General features: G+C 66.4%; 16 protein-coding genes and 1 pseudogene. 9 read left to right on the forward strand and 8 right to left on the reverse strand.

The features are described from left to right. The first annotated feature begins 43 nt into the window (after positions 1-43). The 5 genes and pseudogenes from ACSFC5_RS12410 to ACSFC5_RS23355 all read left to right on the forward strand — a co-directional run. Positions 44-1318, forward strand: coding sequence for a DUF7344 domain-containing protein (locus ACSFC5_RS12410; RefSeq protein ID WP_440765563.1), 1275 nt, complete (start codon positions 44-46; stop codon positions 1316-1318). 100 nt (positions 1319-1418) lie between these two features. Then, complete coding sequence (gene sppA / locus ACSFC5_RS12415) at positions 1419-2414, forward strand: signal peptide peptidase SppA (protein WP_440765564.1); 996 nt, start codon at positions 1419-1421, stop codon at positions 2412-2414. Between the two features lie 81 nt (positions 2415-2495). After that, a complete protein-coding gene (locus ACSFC5_RS12420; protein ID WP_440765565.1) occupies positions 2496-3779 on the forward strand; it encodes a DUF373 family protein in 1284 nt (427 codons plus the stop codon). A gap of 54 nt (positions 3780-3833) precedes the next feature. Beyond that, on the forward strand, positions 3834-4559 hold the full coding sequence (locus ACSFC5_RS12425; protein ID WP_440765566.1) for a diphthine--ammonia ligase: 726 nt from the start codon (positions 3834-3836) through the stop codon (positions 4557-4559). A 103-nt stretch (positions 4560-4662) separates the two neighbouring features. After that, positions 4663-4782: pseudogene (locus tag ACSFC5_RS23355) on the forward strand (diphthine--ammonia ligase); the annotation flags it as partial. A 24-nt stretch (positions 4783-4806) separates the two neighbouring features. Here ACSFC5_RS23355 and ACSFC5_RS12430 read toward each other — a convergent pair. Then, complete coding sequence (locus tag ACSFC5_RS12430) at positions 4807-5520, reverse strand: hypothetical protein (RefSeq protein ID WP_440765567.1); 714 nt, start codon at positions 5518-5520, stop codon at positions 4807-4809. A 107-nt stretch (positions 5521-5627) separates the two neighbouring features. After that, positions 5628-6602: a nucleotidyltransferase family protein gene (locus tag ACSFC5_RS12435; protein ID WP_440765568.1), complete on the reverse strand. Its 975-nt coding sequence runs from the start codon at positions 6600-6602 to the stop codon at positions 5628-5630. 105 nt (positions 6603-6707) lie between these two features. On the opposite strand from ACSFC5_RS12435, the gene ACSFC5_RS12440 reads away from it, so the two are divergent. Both ACSFC5_RS12440 and ACSFC5_RS12445 read left to right on the forward strand, forming a co-directional pair. Next, entirely contained in the window at positions 6708-7004 is a 297-nt protein-coding gene (locus ACSFC5_RS12440) for a transcriptional regulator (protein ID WP_440765569.1), read from the forward strand. A 198-nt stretch (positions 7005-7202) separates the two neighbouring features. Continuing rightward, positions 7203-7565: a DUF7344 domain-containing protein gene (locus tag ACSFC5_RS12445; protein ID WP_440765570.1), complete on the forward strand. Its 363-nt coding sequence runs from the start codon at positions 7203-7205 to the stop codon at positions 7563-7565. Between the two features lie 7 nt (positions 7566-7572). Here the strand turns inward: ACSFC5_RS12445 and ACSFC5_RS12450 are convergent, their stop codons facing one another. Then, positions 7573-8070 carry a Rieske (2Fe-2S) protein gene (locus ACSFC5_RS12450; RefSeq protein WP_440765571.1) on the reverse strand — a complete coding sequence of 166 codons (498 nt, stop codon included), beginning with the start codon at positions 8068-8070 and terminating at the stop codon, positions 7573-7575. 92 nt (positions 8071-8162) lie between these two features. On the opposite strand from ACSFC5_RS12450, the gene ACSFC5_RS12455 reads away from it, so the two are divergent. Beyond that, positions 8163-9281, forward strand: a complete 1119-nt coding sequence (locus ACSFC5_RS12455; RefSeq protein ID WP_440765572.1) for a saccharopine dehydrogenase family protein — start codon at positions 8163-8165, stop codon at positions 9279-9281. 3 nt (positions 9282-9284) lie between these two features. On the opposite strand, the gene ACSFC5_RS12460 is transcribed toward ACSFC5_RS12455, so the two are convergent. Continuing rightward, positions 9285-10598: an MATE family efflux transporter gene (locus tag ACSFC5_RS12460; protein WP_440766304.1), complete on the reverse strand. Its 1314-nt coding sequence runs from the start codon at positions 10596-10598 to the stop codon at positions 9285-9287. 166 nt (positions 10599-10764) lie between these two features. Here ACSFC5_RS12460 and ACSFC5_RS12465 point away from each other — a divergent pair, with 166 nt between their 5' ends. After that, on the forward strand, positions 10765-10971 hold the full coding sequence (locus ACSFC5_RS12465) for a hypothetical protein (RefSeq protein WP_440765573.1): 207 nt from the start codon (positions 10765-10767) through the stop codon (positions 10969-10971). A gap of 30 nt (positions 10972-11001) precedes the next feature. Here ACSFC5_RS12465 and ACSFC5_RS12470 read toward each other — a convergent pair whose 3' ends face one another. From ACSFC5_RS12470 to ACSFC5_RS12485, 4 genes are all read right to left on the reverse strand, one after another. Next, entirely contained in the window at positions 11002-11898 is an 897-nt protein-coding gene (locus ACSFC5_RS12470) for an aminotransferase class IV (RefSeq protein ID WP_440765574.1), read from the reverse strand. Beyond that, the gene (locus ACSFC5_RS12475; protein WP_440765575.1) at positions 11891-12592 is read right to left on the reverse strand and encodes an anthranilate synthase component II; all 702 of its coding nucleotides are present in this window, start codon (positions 12590-12592) and stop codon (positions 11891-11893) included. The genes ACSFC5_RS12470 and ACSFC5_RS12475 overlap by 8 nt, the downstream gene beginning before the upstream one ends. Continuing rightward, the gene (locus ACSFC5_RS12480) at positions 12585-14234 is read right to left on the reverse strand and encodes an anthranilate synthase component I family protein (protein ID WP_440765576.1); all 1650 of its coding nucleotides are present in this window, start codon (positions 14232-14234) and stop codon (positions 12585-12587) included. The genes ACSFC5_RS12475 and ACSFC5_RS12480 overlap by 8 nt, the downstream gene beginning before the upstream one ends. A gap of 153 nt (positions 14235-14387) precedes the next feature. Continuing rightward, on the reverse strand, positions 14388-15209 hold the full coding sequence (locus ACSFC5_RS12485) for a helix-hairpin-helix domain-containing protein (RefSeq protein WP_440765577.1): 822 nt from the start codon (positions 15207-15209) through the stop codon (positions 14388-14390). Between the last annotated feature and the right edge of the window lie 12 nt (positions 15210-15221).

Below are 15221 nucleotides of genomic sequence, written 5' to 3' on the forward strand. Positions count from 1 at the left end.
CGCTGGTACACTCCTTTCCCGCATTCATCGTTTCTATCCGGCAATGAATTCGGACCTCGCTACCGAGCGAACGACTACTGCGTTCGACGTTCTCGCCGATTCCGGCCGCCGACGCGTGCTTTCGACGCTTCTCGAACAGGACGAACCGCTCTCTCTGGAGACGCTCGCGACCGACGTCGCGGTCCGGGAGCACGGGTCTCCGATCGTCACCGAGGATCAATCCCGGACGGTACACATCGAACTCGTCCACAACCACGTCCCGAGACTGCTCGACTGCGGTGTGCTTCGGGAGGTCGGCGACGACGAGACGCGCCGTGTCGCCCTCGCGGACCATCCGCTTCTCGAAGCCGAGTGGGTCACGTATCTCCTCGAAACCGCGGCCGACGGACCGGAACACGACGAAGAGGCGCTGAGTCGGACGCTCGACGCGTTCCAGCCTGCCCGTCGCCGAATGGCCTGTGCTATCCTCTCGAGACGCGACGAGTCGCTCCCGGTCGCCGACCTGGCTACAATGGTCGTCGCTCGGGAAGAAGACACCCGGCTCGTCGACGTCAGCGAGACGGACTGGGGGCCCGTCGAGACGACGCTCGCGCACAATCATCTGCCAGCCCTCGCCGACGTCGGCCTCGTCGACTACGACGCCGAGGGCGAGACCGTCGCGCTCGCGACCGACGCCTCGCAGTGGCGAGCGAACTGGCTGGCCGCGAGTCCGCTCGGGGAGATCCCCACGAGACTCGAGCCGGCCCGGAAACAGTTCGCCGACGGTTCGACGGGTACCGAATTCGATCCCGCGTCCGCACTTGGCCCGTCGGAGTCGGGTGCGTGTTGGACGATCGAGGGCCAACAGAACGTCGTTTCTCGGGGTCACGGCATCGCCGATAGCGCCGAGGAGGAACTGTTCGTGACGGTTCCGGACGCGGGAATGATCCAGAACCGGTGTCTCGAGCGCTGGCGGGCCGCCGCCGAGCGCGGTGTCACCGTTTACATCGGTTCGCGCTCACAGACGGTCCGAGACGCCGTCCGGTCTGCCGTCCCCCAGGCGACGATCTGTGAGCCGCAGTTCGACTGGCTGAACTACCCTCTCGACGGGGTCCACCACGGACGCGTCGTCTTCGCCGACCGCGAACGGGTGTTGCTCGTGACGATCGACGACTCGGGTGCGACCGACAACCCGCACGTGACCGGGATCACCGGCGACGGGTCCGAGAACGCCCTTGCGATGCTCGTTCGCGAGCACGTCGGGCCGCGACTCGACCGACTCGAGTCCCGATGTGCTGCCGGCGACTGGAACGAGCAGGCGACGCCGTTCCCGCTGTAATTTCCCCGCCGAGCAGGTGAGTTCGACGATCGATTCACCGAAACCACCAGTGCTTAACGGATGCCACCCGCAGGTAGCGATATGATTCGAGGTGTGAGCTATGGTTAGCAGTGACGGACTCGGTCGACTCGCAATCGTCGTGCTCGGTGCAGCGGTGTTCGCGGCCCTCGGGATCGCCCTGTTCGTCGTCGCACCGGCAAACATGACGGACCTCGTGGGAGTCGTGCTCGCGCTTGCGGTCGTGCTCGTCGGACTCCGAATCGCGGGGAACGTCGCGAGTTCGCTGTTCCCGGGCTACGACGTCGCCGAGGTCGCCGTCGAGGGGCCGATTACCCGCGACGGCGGCGGGGGACGATTTCCCTCGGGTCCGGGCTCGACCCCGGCCGACGATATCGTCGACCAGATCGACCGTGCCGACGAGGACGAGACCGTCGACGCCTTGCTCTTGAAACTCAACACGCCGGGCGGCGAGGTCGTCCCGAGCGACGACATCCGGCTCGCGGCCGAACGCTTCGACGGGCCGACGGTCGCCTACACGACGGACGTCTGTGCCAGCGGCGGCTACTGGATCGCCAGCGGCTGTGACGAACTCTGGGCACGAGACGGGAGTATCGTCGGCTCCATCGGCGTTATCGGCTCCCGGGTGAACGCGAGCGACCTCGCCGAGAAGGTCGGCCTCTCCTACGAGCGCTTCGCCGCCGGGGAGTTCAAGGATGCCGGCACCCCGCTGAAGGACTTAGAGGAGAACGAACGCGAATATCTGCAGGGACTGATCGACGACTACTACGAGACGTTCGTCGAACGGGTCAGCGACGGCCGCGACCTCGACAGCGAGTTCGTCCGAGACACCGAGGCCCGCATCTACCTCGGCGAGGAGGCCTACGAAATGGACCTGGTCGACCACCTCGGGACGCGCCGAGAGATCGAGACCGAACTGGCAGACCGGCTGGACCGGGACGAGATCTCCATCGAGGAGTTCGAACCCGACCGGCCGCTGATGGCCCGCGTCGGCACCGGTGCCCAACAGGTCGCCTACGCGTTCGGCGCCGGAATTTCGGGGCTCGCCGAGGACCGCGAGTTTCGGCTGCGGACCTAAATCGCCGCGCGTCGGCGTTCGTGCCATCGACGAGTCGAACGAGTAAGTGGTTTTATCGTCACACAGCATGGAACAGCAACTGTGACAACGCTGGTCGTCTGTCTCGACCGGACCGACGACGTGGGACGCAAGACCGGTCTTCGGTCGCCCGTCGTCGGCTGGGAGGCAGTCCGCGCGCTCGTAACCGACGTCGGACTCGCGGATCCGGAGGATTCGGGAGTCAACTCCCTGCTCGAGACGCTGCGCGTCGCCCAGGATCTGCGCGACGAGAACGAAGAGGTCGTCGTCGCGGTCGTCTCGGGGGACCGAGAGTCGATGGTCTCGGCGGACCGAGCCGTCGCAAAGCAGATCGACGAGCTCGTAGCCACGTACGACCCGGACTCCGCGGTCGTCGTCATCGACAGCGCGGAGGACGAGCGGCTGGTGCCGATCGTCGAGAGCCGCGTCCAGGTCGACTCGGTCGACCGCGTCGTCGTTCGACAGGCGCGGGACATCGAATCGACGTACTACCTGCTCAAGCAGTTCCTCGCCGACGAGGAACTGCGCCAGACCGTGCTCGTACCGATCGGGCTGACGCTGCTCGTCTTCCCGATCCTCGCGAGCTTCCTCGGGCCCGCACAGGGGGCCGCCGCGATCACGTCCGTCATCGGTGTTTTCCTGCTCTACAAGGGGTTCAATATCGACGATTGGATAGCCAGAGTCGCCCATCAGGTTCGCGAGTCGCTGTACTCCGGGCAGGTCTCGGTCGTCACTTACGTCGTCGCCGCCGGCTTGACCCTCGTCGGGCTCTTCGCGGGGGTCCTCGGCGTCTCGAGTCTCGACGATCCGCCGGGCGTCGTGATCCCGGCGATGCAGTTCGCCTTCGACGCGGTCCCGTGGCTCGCGATGGCCGCCCTGACGGCCAGCGCCGGCCGACTGCTCGACGAGGCCATCAGCGACGAGCCGATCCGGACGTCCTTCCTCAACCTGCCCTTTATCGTCGTCTCCGTCTCGCTGGTGGTTCGCGGGTTCTCCGCGTACTTCCTCGAGGAACAGGGCGTCGAAGAGTCGTTCTCGGTGCCGGCGTACGAGTTCGGCGTGGTGTCGAACGAGAGCTTCGCGATAACGGCCGGCGAGCGACTCGCGCTGTTCGTCGTCGTCGCGATCGTGATCAGTCTGGTCGGCGCGCGGGTCGCGTCGTACTTCAGCGGGACCCGAAACGAGGACGAGGCGGAACTCGCGGACGGCTCCGGGTCGACGATCGCCGAACCGGATCGAGAATCGAACGCCGATATCCCGTCCGAACTCACCGACGGTGGACCGGAAACGGAGTCGTCTCCGACGATCGATCCGGAATCCGACACGGAATCGGATCCGGGCGAGTAATCCACTTGCAGGACGACTCGGTACGCATTTACTCCCGTAGGCGTACTGACGATCATGAGCGACACAGACGGCACGTGGGTGAGTCTCTTTTCGGGCGGCAAAGATTCCTCCTGGGCGCTGTACCGAGCCCTCGAGGACGGACTCGAGGTCTCCCGCCTCGTCACCGTCCACCCGATGGGCGACTCCTACATGTACCACGTCCCCGCGACGGCTCTCGCCGCACTCGCGGCCGAGAGCACCGGGATTCCGCTCGTCGACGTCGAACCCGAGGATTTCGGCGCGGACGACGCGGCCGACTCGGGCGCACAAGGCGACGACGAACTCGAGCCGCTCGAGGCGGCCCTGACCGAGCTCGACCGGGAACTCGAGGGCGGCATCGCCGGCGTCACCGCCGGGGCCGTCGAGAGCGAGTTCCAGACGAGCCGCATTCAGGGGATGTGCGACCGGCTCGGCTGTGAGCTGTACGCCCCGCTCTGGCAGGAGGAACCACGAGAACTCGCGGACGCGATGCTCGAGGCCGGCTTCGAGATCAAAATCATCCAGGTCGCGGCCGAAGGGCTGGACGAGTCGTGGCTCGGCCGAACGCTCGATCGCGAAGCCATCGAGGAACTCGAGGACCTACACGAGGAGTACGGCGTCCACATCCTCGGAGAGGGCGGCGAGTTCGAGACGTTGGTGGTGGACGGGCCGCATATGGACCGGCGGATCGGCCTCGAGTATGAAACCGAGTGGGAGGGGACGCGAGGGCGGTTGCGGATTTCGGATGCGCGATTAGAATAGCAGCTCTTCTACCGCGAGCGAGCAACGCGAACGAGCGGCTTTTTAGCGCAGATTTTTGCGTGAGCGGTGGCGAACGAAGTGAGCCACCCGAACGGAAAAAGGTGCTTCTGAGACGTTGGTGGTGGACGGGCCGCATATGGACCGGCGGATCGGCCTCGAGTACGAGACGGAGTGGGAGGGAACGCGGGGACGGTTGCGGATTACGGATGCGCGACTCGAGTGAAGAGTGCTGTCCCCCGAGTCGCGATCAGCCGAGATCGACGGTCGATCCCTCCGCCTCGAGAACCGCCTCGCGGTCGTCCCCGTCGGTGAACGTCCACCAGGCGAGGCGATCGATCTCGAGCATCGTGTACGACGACTCGAGCGCCAGCCACTCGCCGGAGGCAATGGTCCGCAGATCGGTCGCCGTATCGAGGGGAGACGACTCGAGGTCGTCGTCGACGGCGTCGATCAGCGCCGCGACCGTCGAATCGGGCGTGATCGCCTCGATCCCCGCGAGCTGGCGGAGGGACTGAAAACTCGAGGGGCCGACGCCGGCGATCGACCCGATGGGATCCGCGTCGTAGCGATACTGGTCTGCCTCGCTGGCCCAGCCGACGAGTGCGTCCAGATCGTCGGTTTCCGGCCGATTCGCGAGCACGCGGGCGGCCTCGAGCAGGACGTGGCGTTTTCGTTGGGCCCCGAACGCGTCGATCAGGTCCTCGTCCTCGAGGTCGAGCGCCGCGAACGCGTCGAACGAATCGACGTGACCGGTCGTCACGAACGTCTCACGGAACCGTTCGACGGTCGGCTTGACGCCGCCGACGAACCCCTGACCGGTCGTCGACGCGGCGGCCTCGGCCAGCAGGAGCCGGGGATCGTCGCCGTTCCAACGGCGATGCTCCCGGAATGCGGCTGCGAGGTCCTCGCAGGGAACGCCCTCGGCGTGCCGGTCGAGGATCGACTGTACCCCCTCGGACATGTAGCTTGTCGACACACATCACACGGGAGACGTATAGCTGTATCGTCCAGCGGCGGCGTCGACTGCGGTTCCGTCGAGAGTCACTGACGAGGATGCCGACTGGCCCGCTACTGCGGCGAACCGTTCGTAATCGTCGTGTGAGCGCCGATCAGTGCACCCGCGAGGTCCAGGTCCTCGAGATGGGTTCCCTCGTCGATGATCGAGCGACGGATGTCGCCGTTTCTGACGGTCGCCTTCGGGAAGATCACCGCCTGATCGAGGTTCGTGTTCTCGAGGGTGACGTCGGCCATGACGTGGACGTTCTCGCCGATCGAGGTGTTCTCGAGGGTCGCCGAGTCGGCGACCAGCGACTCGCCGTCTAAGTGCCAGGCGACGGCGTCGAGGTAGCTCTCGGGGGTTCCGATGTCGAACCAGGCGTCCTCGAACGTGTAGGCGTAGGTCGACTCGCGCTCTTGGAGCCACTGGACGAACCAGCCGGGTTCGTCGGGGTTGTTGCCGTCCTTGAGGTACGTCGAGAGCAGCGAGAGCGAGTCGGCGGGGAACGCGTAGCAGGCAATCGAGACGAGCGTGCTCTTGGGATCGTCGGGCTTCTCCTGAAAGTCGACGACCCGCTCGCCGTCGAGTTCGACCAGCCCGTAGGATTTGGCCTTCTCGCGCGAGCCGACGTCGTAGGCGGCCAGCGTCGGCGCCTCTCGCTCCTCGAAGAAGTCGAGAAAGTCGGTGACGTCGAAACTGATCAAGTTGTCACCGGCGATGACCAGCAGGTCGTCGGTGACGTTCTCGCGGTCGATTAGCTGGGCGAGCGCGCCGACGACGCCGAACTTGTCGTCTTCTTCGCTCGTCTGCTCGATCGATAGCGTCGGTTTTTCGAACTCGCCGTCGGCGAGGTGGGCCTCGAAGTCGGGGGCGAACCGCTCGTTCGTGCTGACGTAGACCTCGTCGATTCGTCCGTCCCCCTCGAGTTCGGCGAAGATACGATCGATGACGGTCGACTCACCGATCGGGAGGAACATCTTCGGCCGATGCTTCGTGATCGGCCACATGCGGGTCGCGTATCCGCCGGCTAGGACGACGGCCTTCATGGTTCGACGTTCACCAGCACGGGGTAAGTCGTTTGTCCTTTCAGTGGTTCTCGAGTCGCCGGAGGCGAGCGGGACATGTAAGGGGCCGACGCCCGTGCCTCGAGTATGCGCGAGGCCGACGAAACGACGCGACAGCGACTCGCGGACGCACTCCGCGAGGAACCCGCAACGCCGAGCGAGCTCGCAGTCCGGCTCGATCTCACCCCTCACTCGGTGCTCCGCCACGCCGAACACGTGTTCCGGTCGGTAGACAGCGCGGAGACGGACGAACAGCTACTCGTTGCACCGCCGACGTGTCGCGACTGCGGCTTCGATGGCTTCGACGACCTGTTGAACCTGCCGTCGCGATGCCCCAGTTGTAAGAGCGAGTCCGTCTCCGAGCCGACGCTGACCATCGAGTGAGACGTACCAGTCGGCGATACAATCAGTTTTCGCTGACAACCTGAAACGGATTCGATACTAATATTTACTGTGGAGCCGAGAAATCGGTACGAACCCTCGAACGACGGACAGCCGACCCGCGTCCAACCGATCTCTCACCCCTCTCGTCTTCGCGTCGCGGGAACTCGTTCGTCCCGAGCGGTCTCACGGTACACACGTATGACTGCCACACCCCCTTCCGAGTCCGACTGTGTTGAGTTCGTGCTGGCGGTCCTCGATAACCTCGACTCCTGTGAGGCGTCGGCGTCGGCCGTCGACCGGGCGTTCGGGCTGCTCTCCGACCAGCGCAGACGGCTCTTCCTCGAGGTGATGCGCACGTACGGCGAATCGCTGACCCTGCCGGACGCCGCCGAGGAGGTCGCCGTTCGCGAGACCGGCTGCAAGGTAACGAACATCTCGGCCGAGCGCGTCCACGAGGTCTACATCTCGCTCTACCACGATCATCTGCCCCGACTGGTCGACGCCGGATTGCTCGAGTACGACCAGGAACGGGATCTGGTCTCCCCCGCTGCGCTCCGCTGATACGGAACTAGATTTTGACGTTCGAGGTCGACGTCAGATCGTCGTCGTCATCGATCGGCCCCTTGCCGACGTACGAATAGTCGTCGTCAGTCAGGTAAACGTCGCCGCCGTCGACGGTGATCTCGAGGGGATTCAGGTACGCACCCTCACAGGGCCCGTACGTACACTCGCCCGAGTCGCTATCGAAGTAGGCGCCGTGGTTGGCACAGACGAGTTCGCCGTCTCGCATGGGGGCACCCGACCCTTTGTCGATCTTGATGTGGGTGAGGTGTTGGCAGTAGTTCAACCAGCAGGAGAGTTGCGGTCCGTCGGGACGCTCGGCCGATCGTTCGGCCCCGCAGCTCTCGTGTGAGCCGCCGTCGCAGTCGCCGGGCGAACCGTCAGCGGCGTCGCTCGCGACGAGAATCGCCTCCCGCTCTTCGCCCTCGTCGTCCGTCACTCGAAAGAGCAGCGTCGACTCCGTCGGCACCTCCTCGAGCGCGGTAATCCGCTCTGAGACGTCCATTGGCGCCCCGGTTATCGACCGGGAATCCTGAACGTTTCGATACGGAACCTGTCTTACGCAACTTTAACACCCTGAGAACCAAACGACGGCCAATGGACTCCCTCCTCATCTACGGCTCGTACGGCTACACCGGTCGGCTGATCGCCCGCGAAGCCGTCTCTCGAGGAGGATCGCCGGCCATCGCCGGTCGCGACGGCCGTGCCGTCGCGCGTCAGGCGGACGAACTCGGCGTCGAAGGACGGACGTTCGGCCTCGGTGACGATATCACGTCCCACATCCGGAATTTCGACGCCGTCTTGAACTGTGCGGGCCCGTTCGTGAAGACGGTCGACCCGCTCGTCGAGGCCTGTCTCGAGACCGAAACCGACTACCTCGATATCACCGGCGAGTTCCGCGTCTTCGAGCGGTTGCGACGGCGGGACGAGGCGGCTCGAGGCGCGGACGTGACGCTGCTGCCCGGCGTCGGTTTCGAGGTCGTCCCCTCGGACTGCCTGGCCGCGTTTCTCCACGAGCAGCTTCCGACGGCGACCGAGCTCTCGCTGGGCGTCAAGGGGAACGGCCCCCTCTCGCGAGGAACCGCCCGGACGTTCGTCGAACAGCTCGGAACCGACGGCGTCGTTCGCCGGAACGACCGGCTGATCAAGGTGCCGGTGGGCTTTCGGACGCGCGATATCGATTTCGGTACCGGTCCCGAGCACGCCGTCTCGGTGCCGTGGGCCGACGTCGTCACCGCCGCACACAGTACGGGAATCGAGTCGATCGAGGTGTACGCGGCCGTGCCGTCGTGGGCGACTCGCGCGATGGCCGCCGTCGACTCGCTGGGCTGGCTGCTCGAGCGACGCCCGATCAAAAGCGGACTGCGGCGGCTGGTCGATTCACAGGCCGACGGTCCCGACGAACGGGAACTTGCCACCGATACGGCGACGATCTGGGGAGAAGTGGTCGACGAATCGACCGGCCGTCGCGCACGCGCTCGAGTCCGAACGCCGAACCCCTACGCGCTCACGGCCGAGAGTGCGGTGACTGCCGCCGAGCGTCTCCTCGACGGACACGACCGGCCCCGGGAACGGATTCCGGCCGGCTTCCAAACGCCGGCGTCGGCGTTCGGCAGCGAGTTCGTCCTCGAACTGACGGGAACGGATCGCGAACTCCTCGCGGCGCCGAGCGAATCCGGAGAGCCCGAACGATCGCCGCTCGAGTCCGACGATTAACGTTTACTCCTCGCCGGGCGTGCTGCCGCGCTCGTCCATCATCGTCTGCGTCCGCTTGATCCAACCGCCGCGATAGAAGCCGACGGCGACGTAGACCGTCGCCCAGACGTAGTAGATCACGATCGAGGCGTAGATTGCTGGCACGCCGTAGCCCAGATAAATCCCACCGACGGCGGAGACGCCGAGCATCCCGACGAACATCCCAGAGACCCGAGCGATGAGTGGCGTCTGCGTGTCACTGCCGCTCGTGAGCGCGCCCGCGAGGACGATGTACAGGGCGGTGACGGGTGAAGCGAGCGCGTAAGCGCGGGCGAACCCGCTCGCGTAGGACAGCGTTTCCGGATCGTCGGTGAACAGCGCGACTAGCGGTTCGGCGGCCGCAAAGAGGACCGCGCCGAGCGATCCGATGGTCACGACGGCGAGTGCGGCGGCGGCCCAGCCGTTGTACCGCGCACCGGCGGGGTCGCCGTCGCCCAGCGTCTGGCCGACGACGATGCTCGTTCCGGTGCGATACCCCCTCGAGAGCGGTCCCGTGAGTTGCTGGTAGACGCGGCGACCGATCTGGTAGGCCGCGTTGACCTCCGTCCCGAAGTACAGCAGGATCGAGTTGAACGGGAACTCGATAATGGTCGTCGCCAGCCCCTCCGCGATCCGCGGGGCGCTGATCGCGAGCAGTTGCCGCGTGATCGTCCACTGGCGCGGCCGGACGAATCCCGCGGGCGTCCACGACCGCTGAATGGCCGCGACGAGCACGAGCGCGGAGAAGACGTTCCCGAAGGCGGTCGCGATACCCACGCCGACGATCCGTAGCTCCGGGGCGGGTCCCAGTCCCAGTCCGAGCACGAGCGTTCCGACGATGTTGAGGGCGTTCGAAACGCCGTTGACGTACATCGGGGTCCGCGTGTCGCCGGCTCCCTGGATCGACCGCGCGGCGACCAGCGTGACGTGTCTGGCAGGGGTCGTCGCGAAGATGATCGCGAGATAGAGCCCGCCCATCCGGGCGACCGCCGACTCGGCCCCCAGTACGTCGATCGCCCACCGGCCGAAGAGGAAGCCGAACAGGACGAACGGCACCCCGGCGAGCGCACCGATCAGGATCGCCTGCGTGATCGCTTCGTCCCGGTTCGTCGTCGCGCCGCTGCCCGTGTCCTGACTCGAGAGCGCGATGACGCCACTGCCGAGCCCCAACCCGATGCGGAGCGGCAGCCGAGCGTAGAGGTCCGCCAGCCCGACGGCTGCCACCGCCGCGGGGGAGAACAGCGCCGTCACGAGGATGTCCGTCGTCCGCATCAGCGTCCGGAGGAACTGCTCGACCATCACCGGCCACGAGAGGTCGAAGATGCGCCGCCAGACCGCGAACAGCCGTCGTCGTCCGCCGGGAAGCACACGAGAAGGTCGAATCCTTCGACGCTTGAACCTAGTGAAGGCGGCACTCGAGTGGAAATGTCGATAGCGATATGACCGTTCAGAAACAATTTTTCCTATGACCTGGTGGATCGTTCGCAACGTGGGCCCCTGGATAGTCGTCTGGGCGGTCTTCGCCTACGTCTGCATCGCGCTCCTCGAACTCCTCGTCTTCGGTCGGTTCGAGCCGACGAATTACGTCCCCGGCGCAATCGGTTCGGGCATCGGATTCGCGTTCGCACAACGAGTGGTGTCGTTCCCGCCGACAGCATCACTGGAGTCGTGACTCGAGGGCAGAACCAATCACGAGAGTCGGTCACCGATAACACGCAGCTTCGACGCGGTCGTCGTACAGCCGTGCGAGTCGGTCCGTCACCGGCCCGCCACCGATCTCGGTCCCGTCGAGCGCGGCGATCGGTCGCAGTTCCCAGGTGCGATTCGTCAGGAACGCCTCGTCGGCCGCGAGCACGTCCGCGAACTCGTACCTCCCTTTTCGAACGGAAATATCGGCTTCGTCGGCCAACTCGAGCACGATCGCCCGCGTAATTCCCGGCAACACGTCGCCGTCGGTCGTCGGCGTCTGCAGGACGCCCTCCCGGACGAAAAACAGATTGCTGGTCGCGCCTTCGGCGACGTATCCGTCGAGGTCGCACATGAGCGCCTCGTCCGCCTCGCCGGCCCCGCCTCCGTTCTCGGCTCGCAGTTCCACCCGCGCGAGAATTCCGTTCAGGTAGTTGTGCGTCTTCGCGGTGGTTGGAATCGCCTCGCCGGGGATTCGACGGGTCTCGACTGTCCGGACGGTCGCCGGCTCGTCCCAGACGGATTCGCCCTCGAGTCCCCCGCGCGGGAGCGGTTTTGCGTAGATCACGACCGTCGGGTCGACCTCGGGCTTGGGCGTCAGTTTGCCCGGCTGCACGCCGCGGGTAACCGAGAGTCGGACGTAGGCGTCGGCGAAGTCGTTCGCCGCGAGCGTCTCATCGATCCGCGCGCGGAGATCGTCGCCGGAGAGGCCGTGTGCGAGCGACAGGGCCTCGCAGGTGGCCTCGAGTCGCTCGAGGTGAGCCCCCCACTCGAAGACCGTCCCGCCGTAGGCGCGCAGGGTCTCGAAGGCGGCGTCGCCGTACCGAAAGCCGCGGTCGTCGACGCTGACGGTCGCCTCGCTCGCGGGGACGAGATCGCCGTCGACGTGATAGACGTAGTCGTCGTCAGCCATGCCGTTCCTCCACGGCGAACCGACAGAAGTTGGCGATCATTCGCTTGCCGACCGCGAGCGAGATGCCGTCGCCGTCCGCGGCCTCGCCGTGACTGCGCGTCAGGATACTCTCGGGGTGGAACTGGACGCCGATGTGGGGCTTCTCGCGGTGGCGAACCGCCATCAACACGCCGCGCTCGTCTGTCGTCCGGGCCGTCTCGAGGAGTTCGTCGGGAAGATCCTGCCGGTCGACCGCCAGCGAGTGATAGCGCCCGACCTGGAAGGTCTCGGGAAGTCCGTCGAAGAGCCCGTCACCGTCGTGGTCCACCGTCGAAGGCTTGCCGTGGACGACGTGGGGTGCGCGGACGACCGGCGCACCGTTGGCCGCACAGAGGGCCTGGTGGCCGAGACAGACGCCGAGGATCGGATACTCGGTTTCGGCAAACAGTGGGATCGATATCCCCGCCTCCGCCGGCGTTCCCGGTCCCGGCGAGACGACGATTCCGGTGGGGTCGATCCGCTCGAGGTCCGAGAGATCGATCTCGTCGTTACGCCGAACCATCACCTGGTCTGCAACCTCGCCAGCGTCCTGCGACGGCGTCTCAGGACCCGCCGAAGCGATCGCTTCGGCGACGTACTGGACGAGGTTGTACGCGAATGAATCGTAGTTATCGACAACAAGGATGCGGGTCACAGCACCTGTCGTGTCACTCATCTGCGTCACCTCCATCAGTCTCGAGGGCCATCCCCGCCCGCTCGCCGAGCGCCTCGTCGACGGCGGTGAGCAACGCGCGAGCTTTGTCCAGCGTCTCGTCGTACTCGAGGTCGGGTTCCGAATCGTGAACGATCCCCGCGCCGACGCGCAGGTGGTACTCCTCGGCATGGCGGACCAGCGTTCGGATGACGATGTTGAGCGTCGCCCGCCCGTCGAAGCCGAAGATCCCCATGCTCCCTGTGTAGGGTCCGCGCCGGGTCGCCTCGAGTTCGTCGATGATCTCCATCGTTCGGGGCTTCGGCGCGCCCGTGATCGTCCCGCCGGGGAACACCGCGGCGACCGCGTCGGCCAACGTTTCGTCGGGTCGGAGACGTCCCGTCACGTTCGAGACGAGGTGCATCACCTCGGAGTAGCGGTCGATCCGTCGGTACTCCTCGACCTCGACGGAGCCGTACTCGCTGACCTTGCCGAGGTCGTTTCGCTCGAGGTCGACCAGCATCGCGTGCTCGGCGCGCTCCTTCTCGTCGGTGCGCAGGTCCTCCTCGAGCGCCGCGTCCTCCGCGGCCGTCTGGCCGCGCGGTCGCGTGCCCGCGATCGGTTCCGTGCGGAGGAACTCGCCGCCGCGCGTTCGCGGGTCGCGAGCGGACTCCGGGGCACGCGGCTCCCCGAGCTCGAGCAGCAGTTCGGGGCTGGCGCTCACCAGATCGGCCGCGCGCAACTCGAGCAGTCCGGAGTACGGGGCCGGATTCACCCGCCGGAGGGCGTCGTAGGCCGCGACGGGGTGGACGGCGGCGGGGGCGACCAGCCGCTGGGAGATGTTCGCCTGAAAGGTGTCGCCGTCGCGGATGTACGCGTTGACCTGCCGGACGCGGTCCGCGAACGCCTCGCGACCGCAGTCGCTCTCGAAGGTCGCTTCCGGCGTCTCGACCGGCGGCTCGCCGATAGACGGATCGCCCTCGAGCGCGGCCCGGGCGAGTTCGAGCGCGCGTTCGCGGCCGCGGTCGTAGGCCGCTTCGATCGTTTCGTCAGCGGGAACAGCACCGCCGACGCCACCGTCGACTGCGAGTCGCGGACAGGCGGTCACCCGAAGCGTCACTCCCTCTGCGGAGTCGTCGTCGGGCGCCTTCCAGGCGGCCAGCCGGTCGTAGACGCCGACCTCGAGTCGCGGCAGGTCGCGGTCGTCGTCGGCCGACTCGGGGAGCGTTTCGAGTTCTCGGACGACGTCGTAGGAGAGCCAGCCGACCGCGCCGCAGGGGTAGGGGACGTCGCAGTCGCCGCGAGCCAGTTCGTCCCGCTCGAGGAGTCCCTCGAGCGCCTCGAGCGTGGGGGAGCCATCGTCAATTCGCGGATGCGTCACCGCATCGGGACCGACTGTCAATCGATCGACGGGGTCGACGCCGAAGTAGCCCCAGCCGGGCTGTCCGCCCGTCGTCTCGAGAAAGACGCCGCCTCGGCTCCCGGGCGTGCGCGCTCGGCGGTAGGAGAGAAACGGATCGTCGACGGTGACCCGGAGTTCGACGGGAACGCGGATTCCACTGCTGTGCGTCGTCGCGTCAGGTGCTCCTCGAGTGTCGGTCTCGAGCCGGTCGGCGAGGGCGGCTCGAAACGACTCGAGCGAGGTGACGACGCGCGGATCGCTCATGTGCCTCGAGAGGGGGTGGGAGCCTAATCTTCTTGCGGTTCGGACGCAGAATCCGTGCGCTGAGGTGATGGAACGTCGTGACCGTCCTCGCGACGGCCGGTGAATCGCTGGTGGGTGGAGAGGAGAGTAGTGGGGCGACTCGAGCCGAGACGGTTATCGCACTTCCGCGCGGTCGATCCAGCCCTGAAGGCGCTTCTCGGAGATGTCGGTCTGTCCGGACAGTTCGGCCGCGTCCGCGCTGGCGAGGTCGGCGATGGTCTCGACGCCCGCGCTCGCGAGGCGGTCGGCGTAGGCGGGTCCGATACCCTTGATCGAGTCGACCGGTTCCTGACTGCCCGCGTCGTCCGCCGACTCATCCGCTTCGGTGTCGGCGTCGGATTCCGTCTCCGGCTCCTGCTCCGAGTCCGCGTCTCCCTCGTCCGCGTCGTCGCCGTCGGTCTCCGGTTCGGTCTCGTCGATGTCGGATGCGGCTTCGTCTTCGGATTCGGTTTCAGCTTCGTCTTCGTCGACCGATTCCGCGTCGGAGTCGTCCGATTCGATCTCCTCGGCCAACGCTTCGGGCTCGGCCTCCTCGACCGGCACCTCCTCCTCGGAGATGTCGGGCGTCTTCTCGTCCGTCGGCGTCGCGTCCGTGGCGGACGGCCCCGTCGCTTCGGCGGGCTCTGCCGCCTCCTCGGGACCATCCGACGGCTCCGTCATCGAGTCCGTCGACGCCGCAGCCGTCGTCTCGGCTGCAGCCGATTCGTCGGCGTCAGCCGCTGCGTCGCCGTCGTCGGATTCGGTCTCCGCCGAATCGGCGGGACTCGACGGTGCCGCCGGTTCCGACTCCGGCTCGGTCTCGGTCGCCGTCGATTCGGGTCCGTCCCCCTGTGCCCCTTCCCGCTCGACCGTTACCCCGACCTCTCGACTGCGCCCTCGCTCCGGGTCCGAATCACCGAACCCCAGCAGCGATTTCAACTTCTGGAGGATTGCCATTGTGCCGATATA

It is taken from the genome of Natronorubrum marinum (assembly GCF_052040125.1).
GTDB lineage: Archaea > Halobacteriota > Halobacteria > Halobacteriales > Natrialbaceae > Natronorubrum.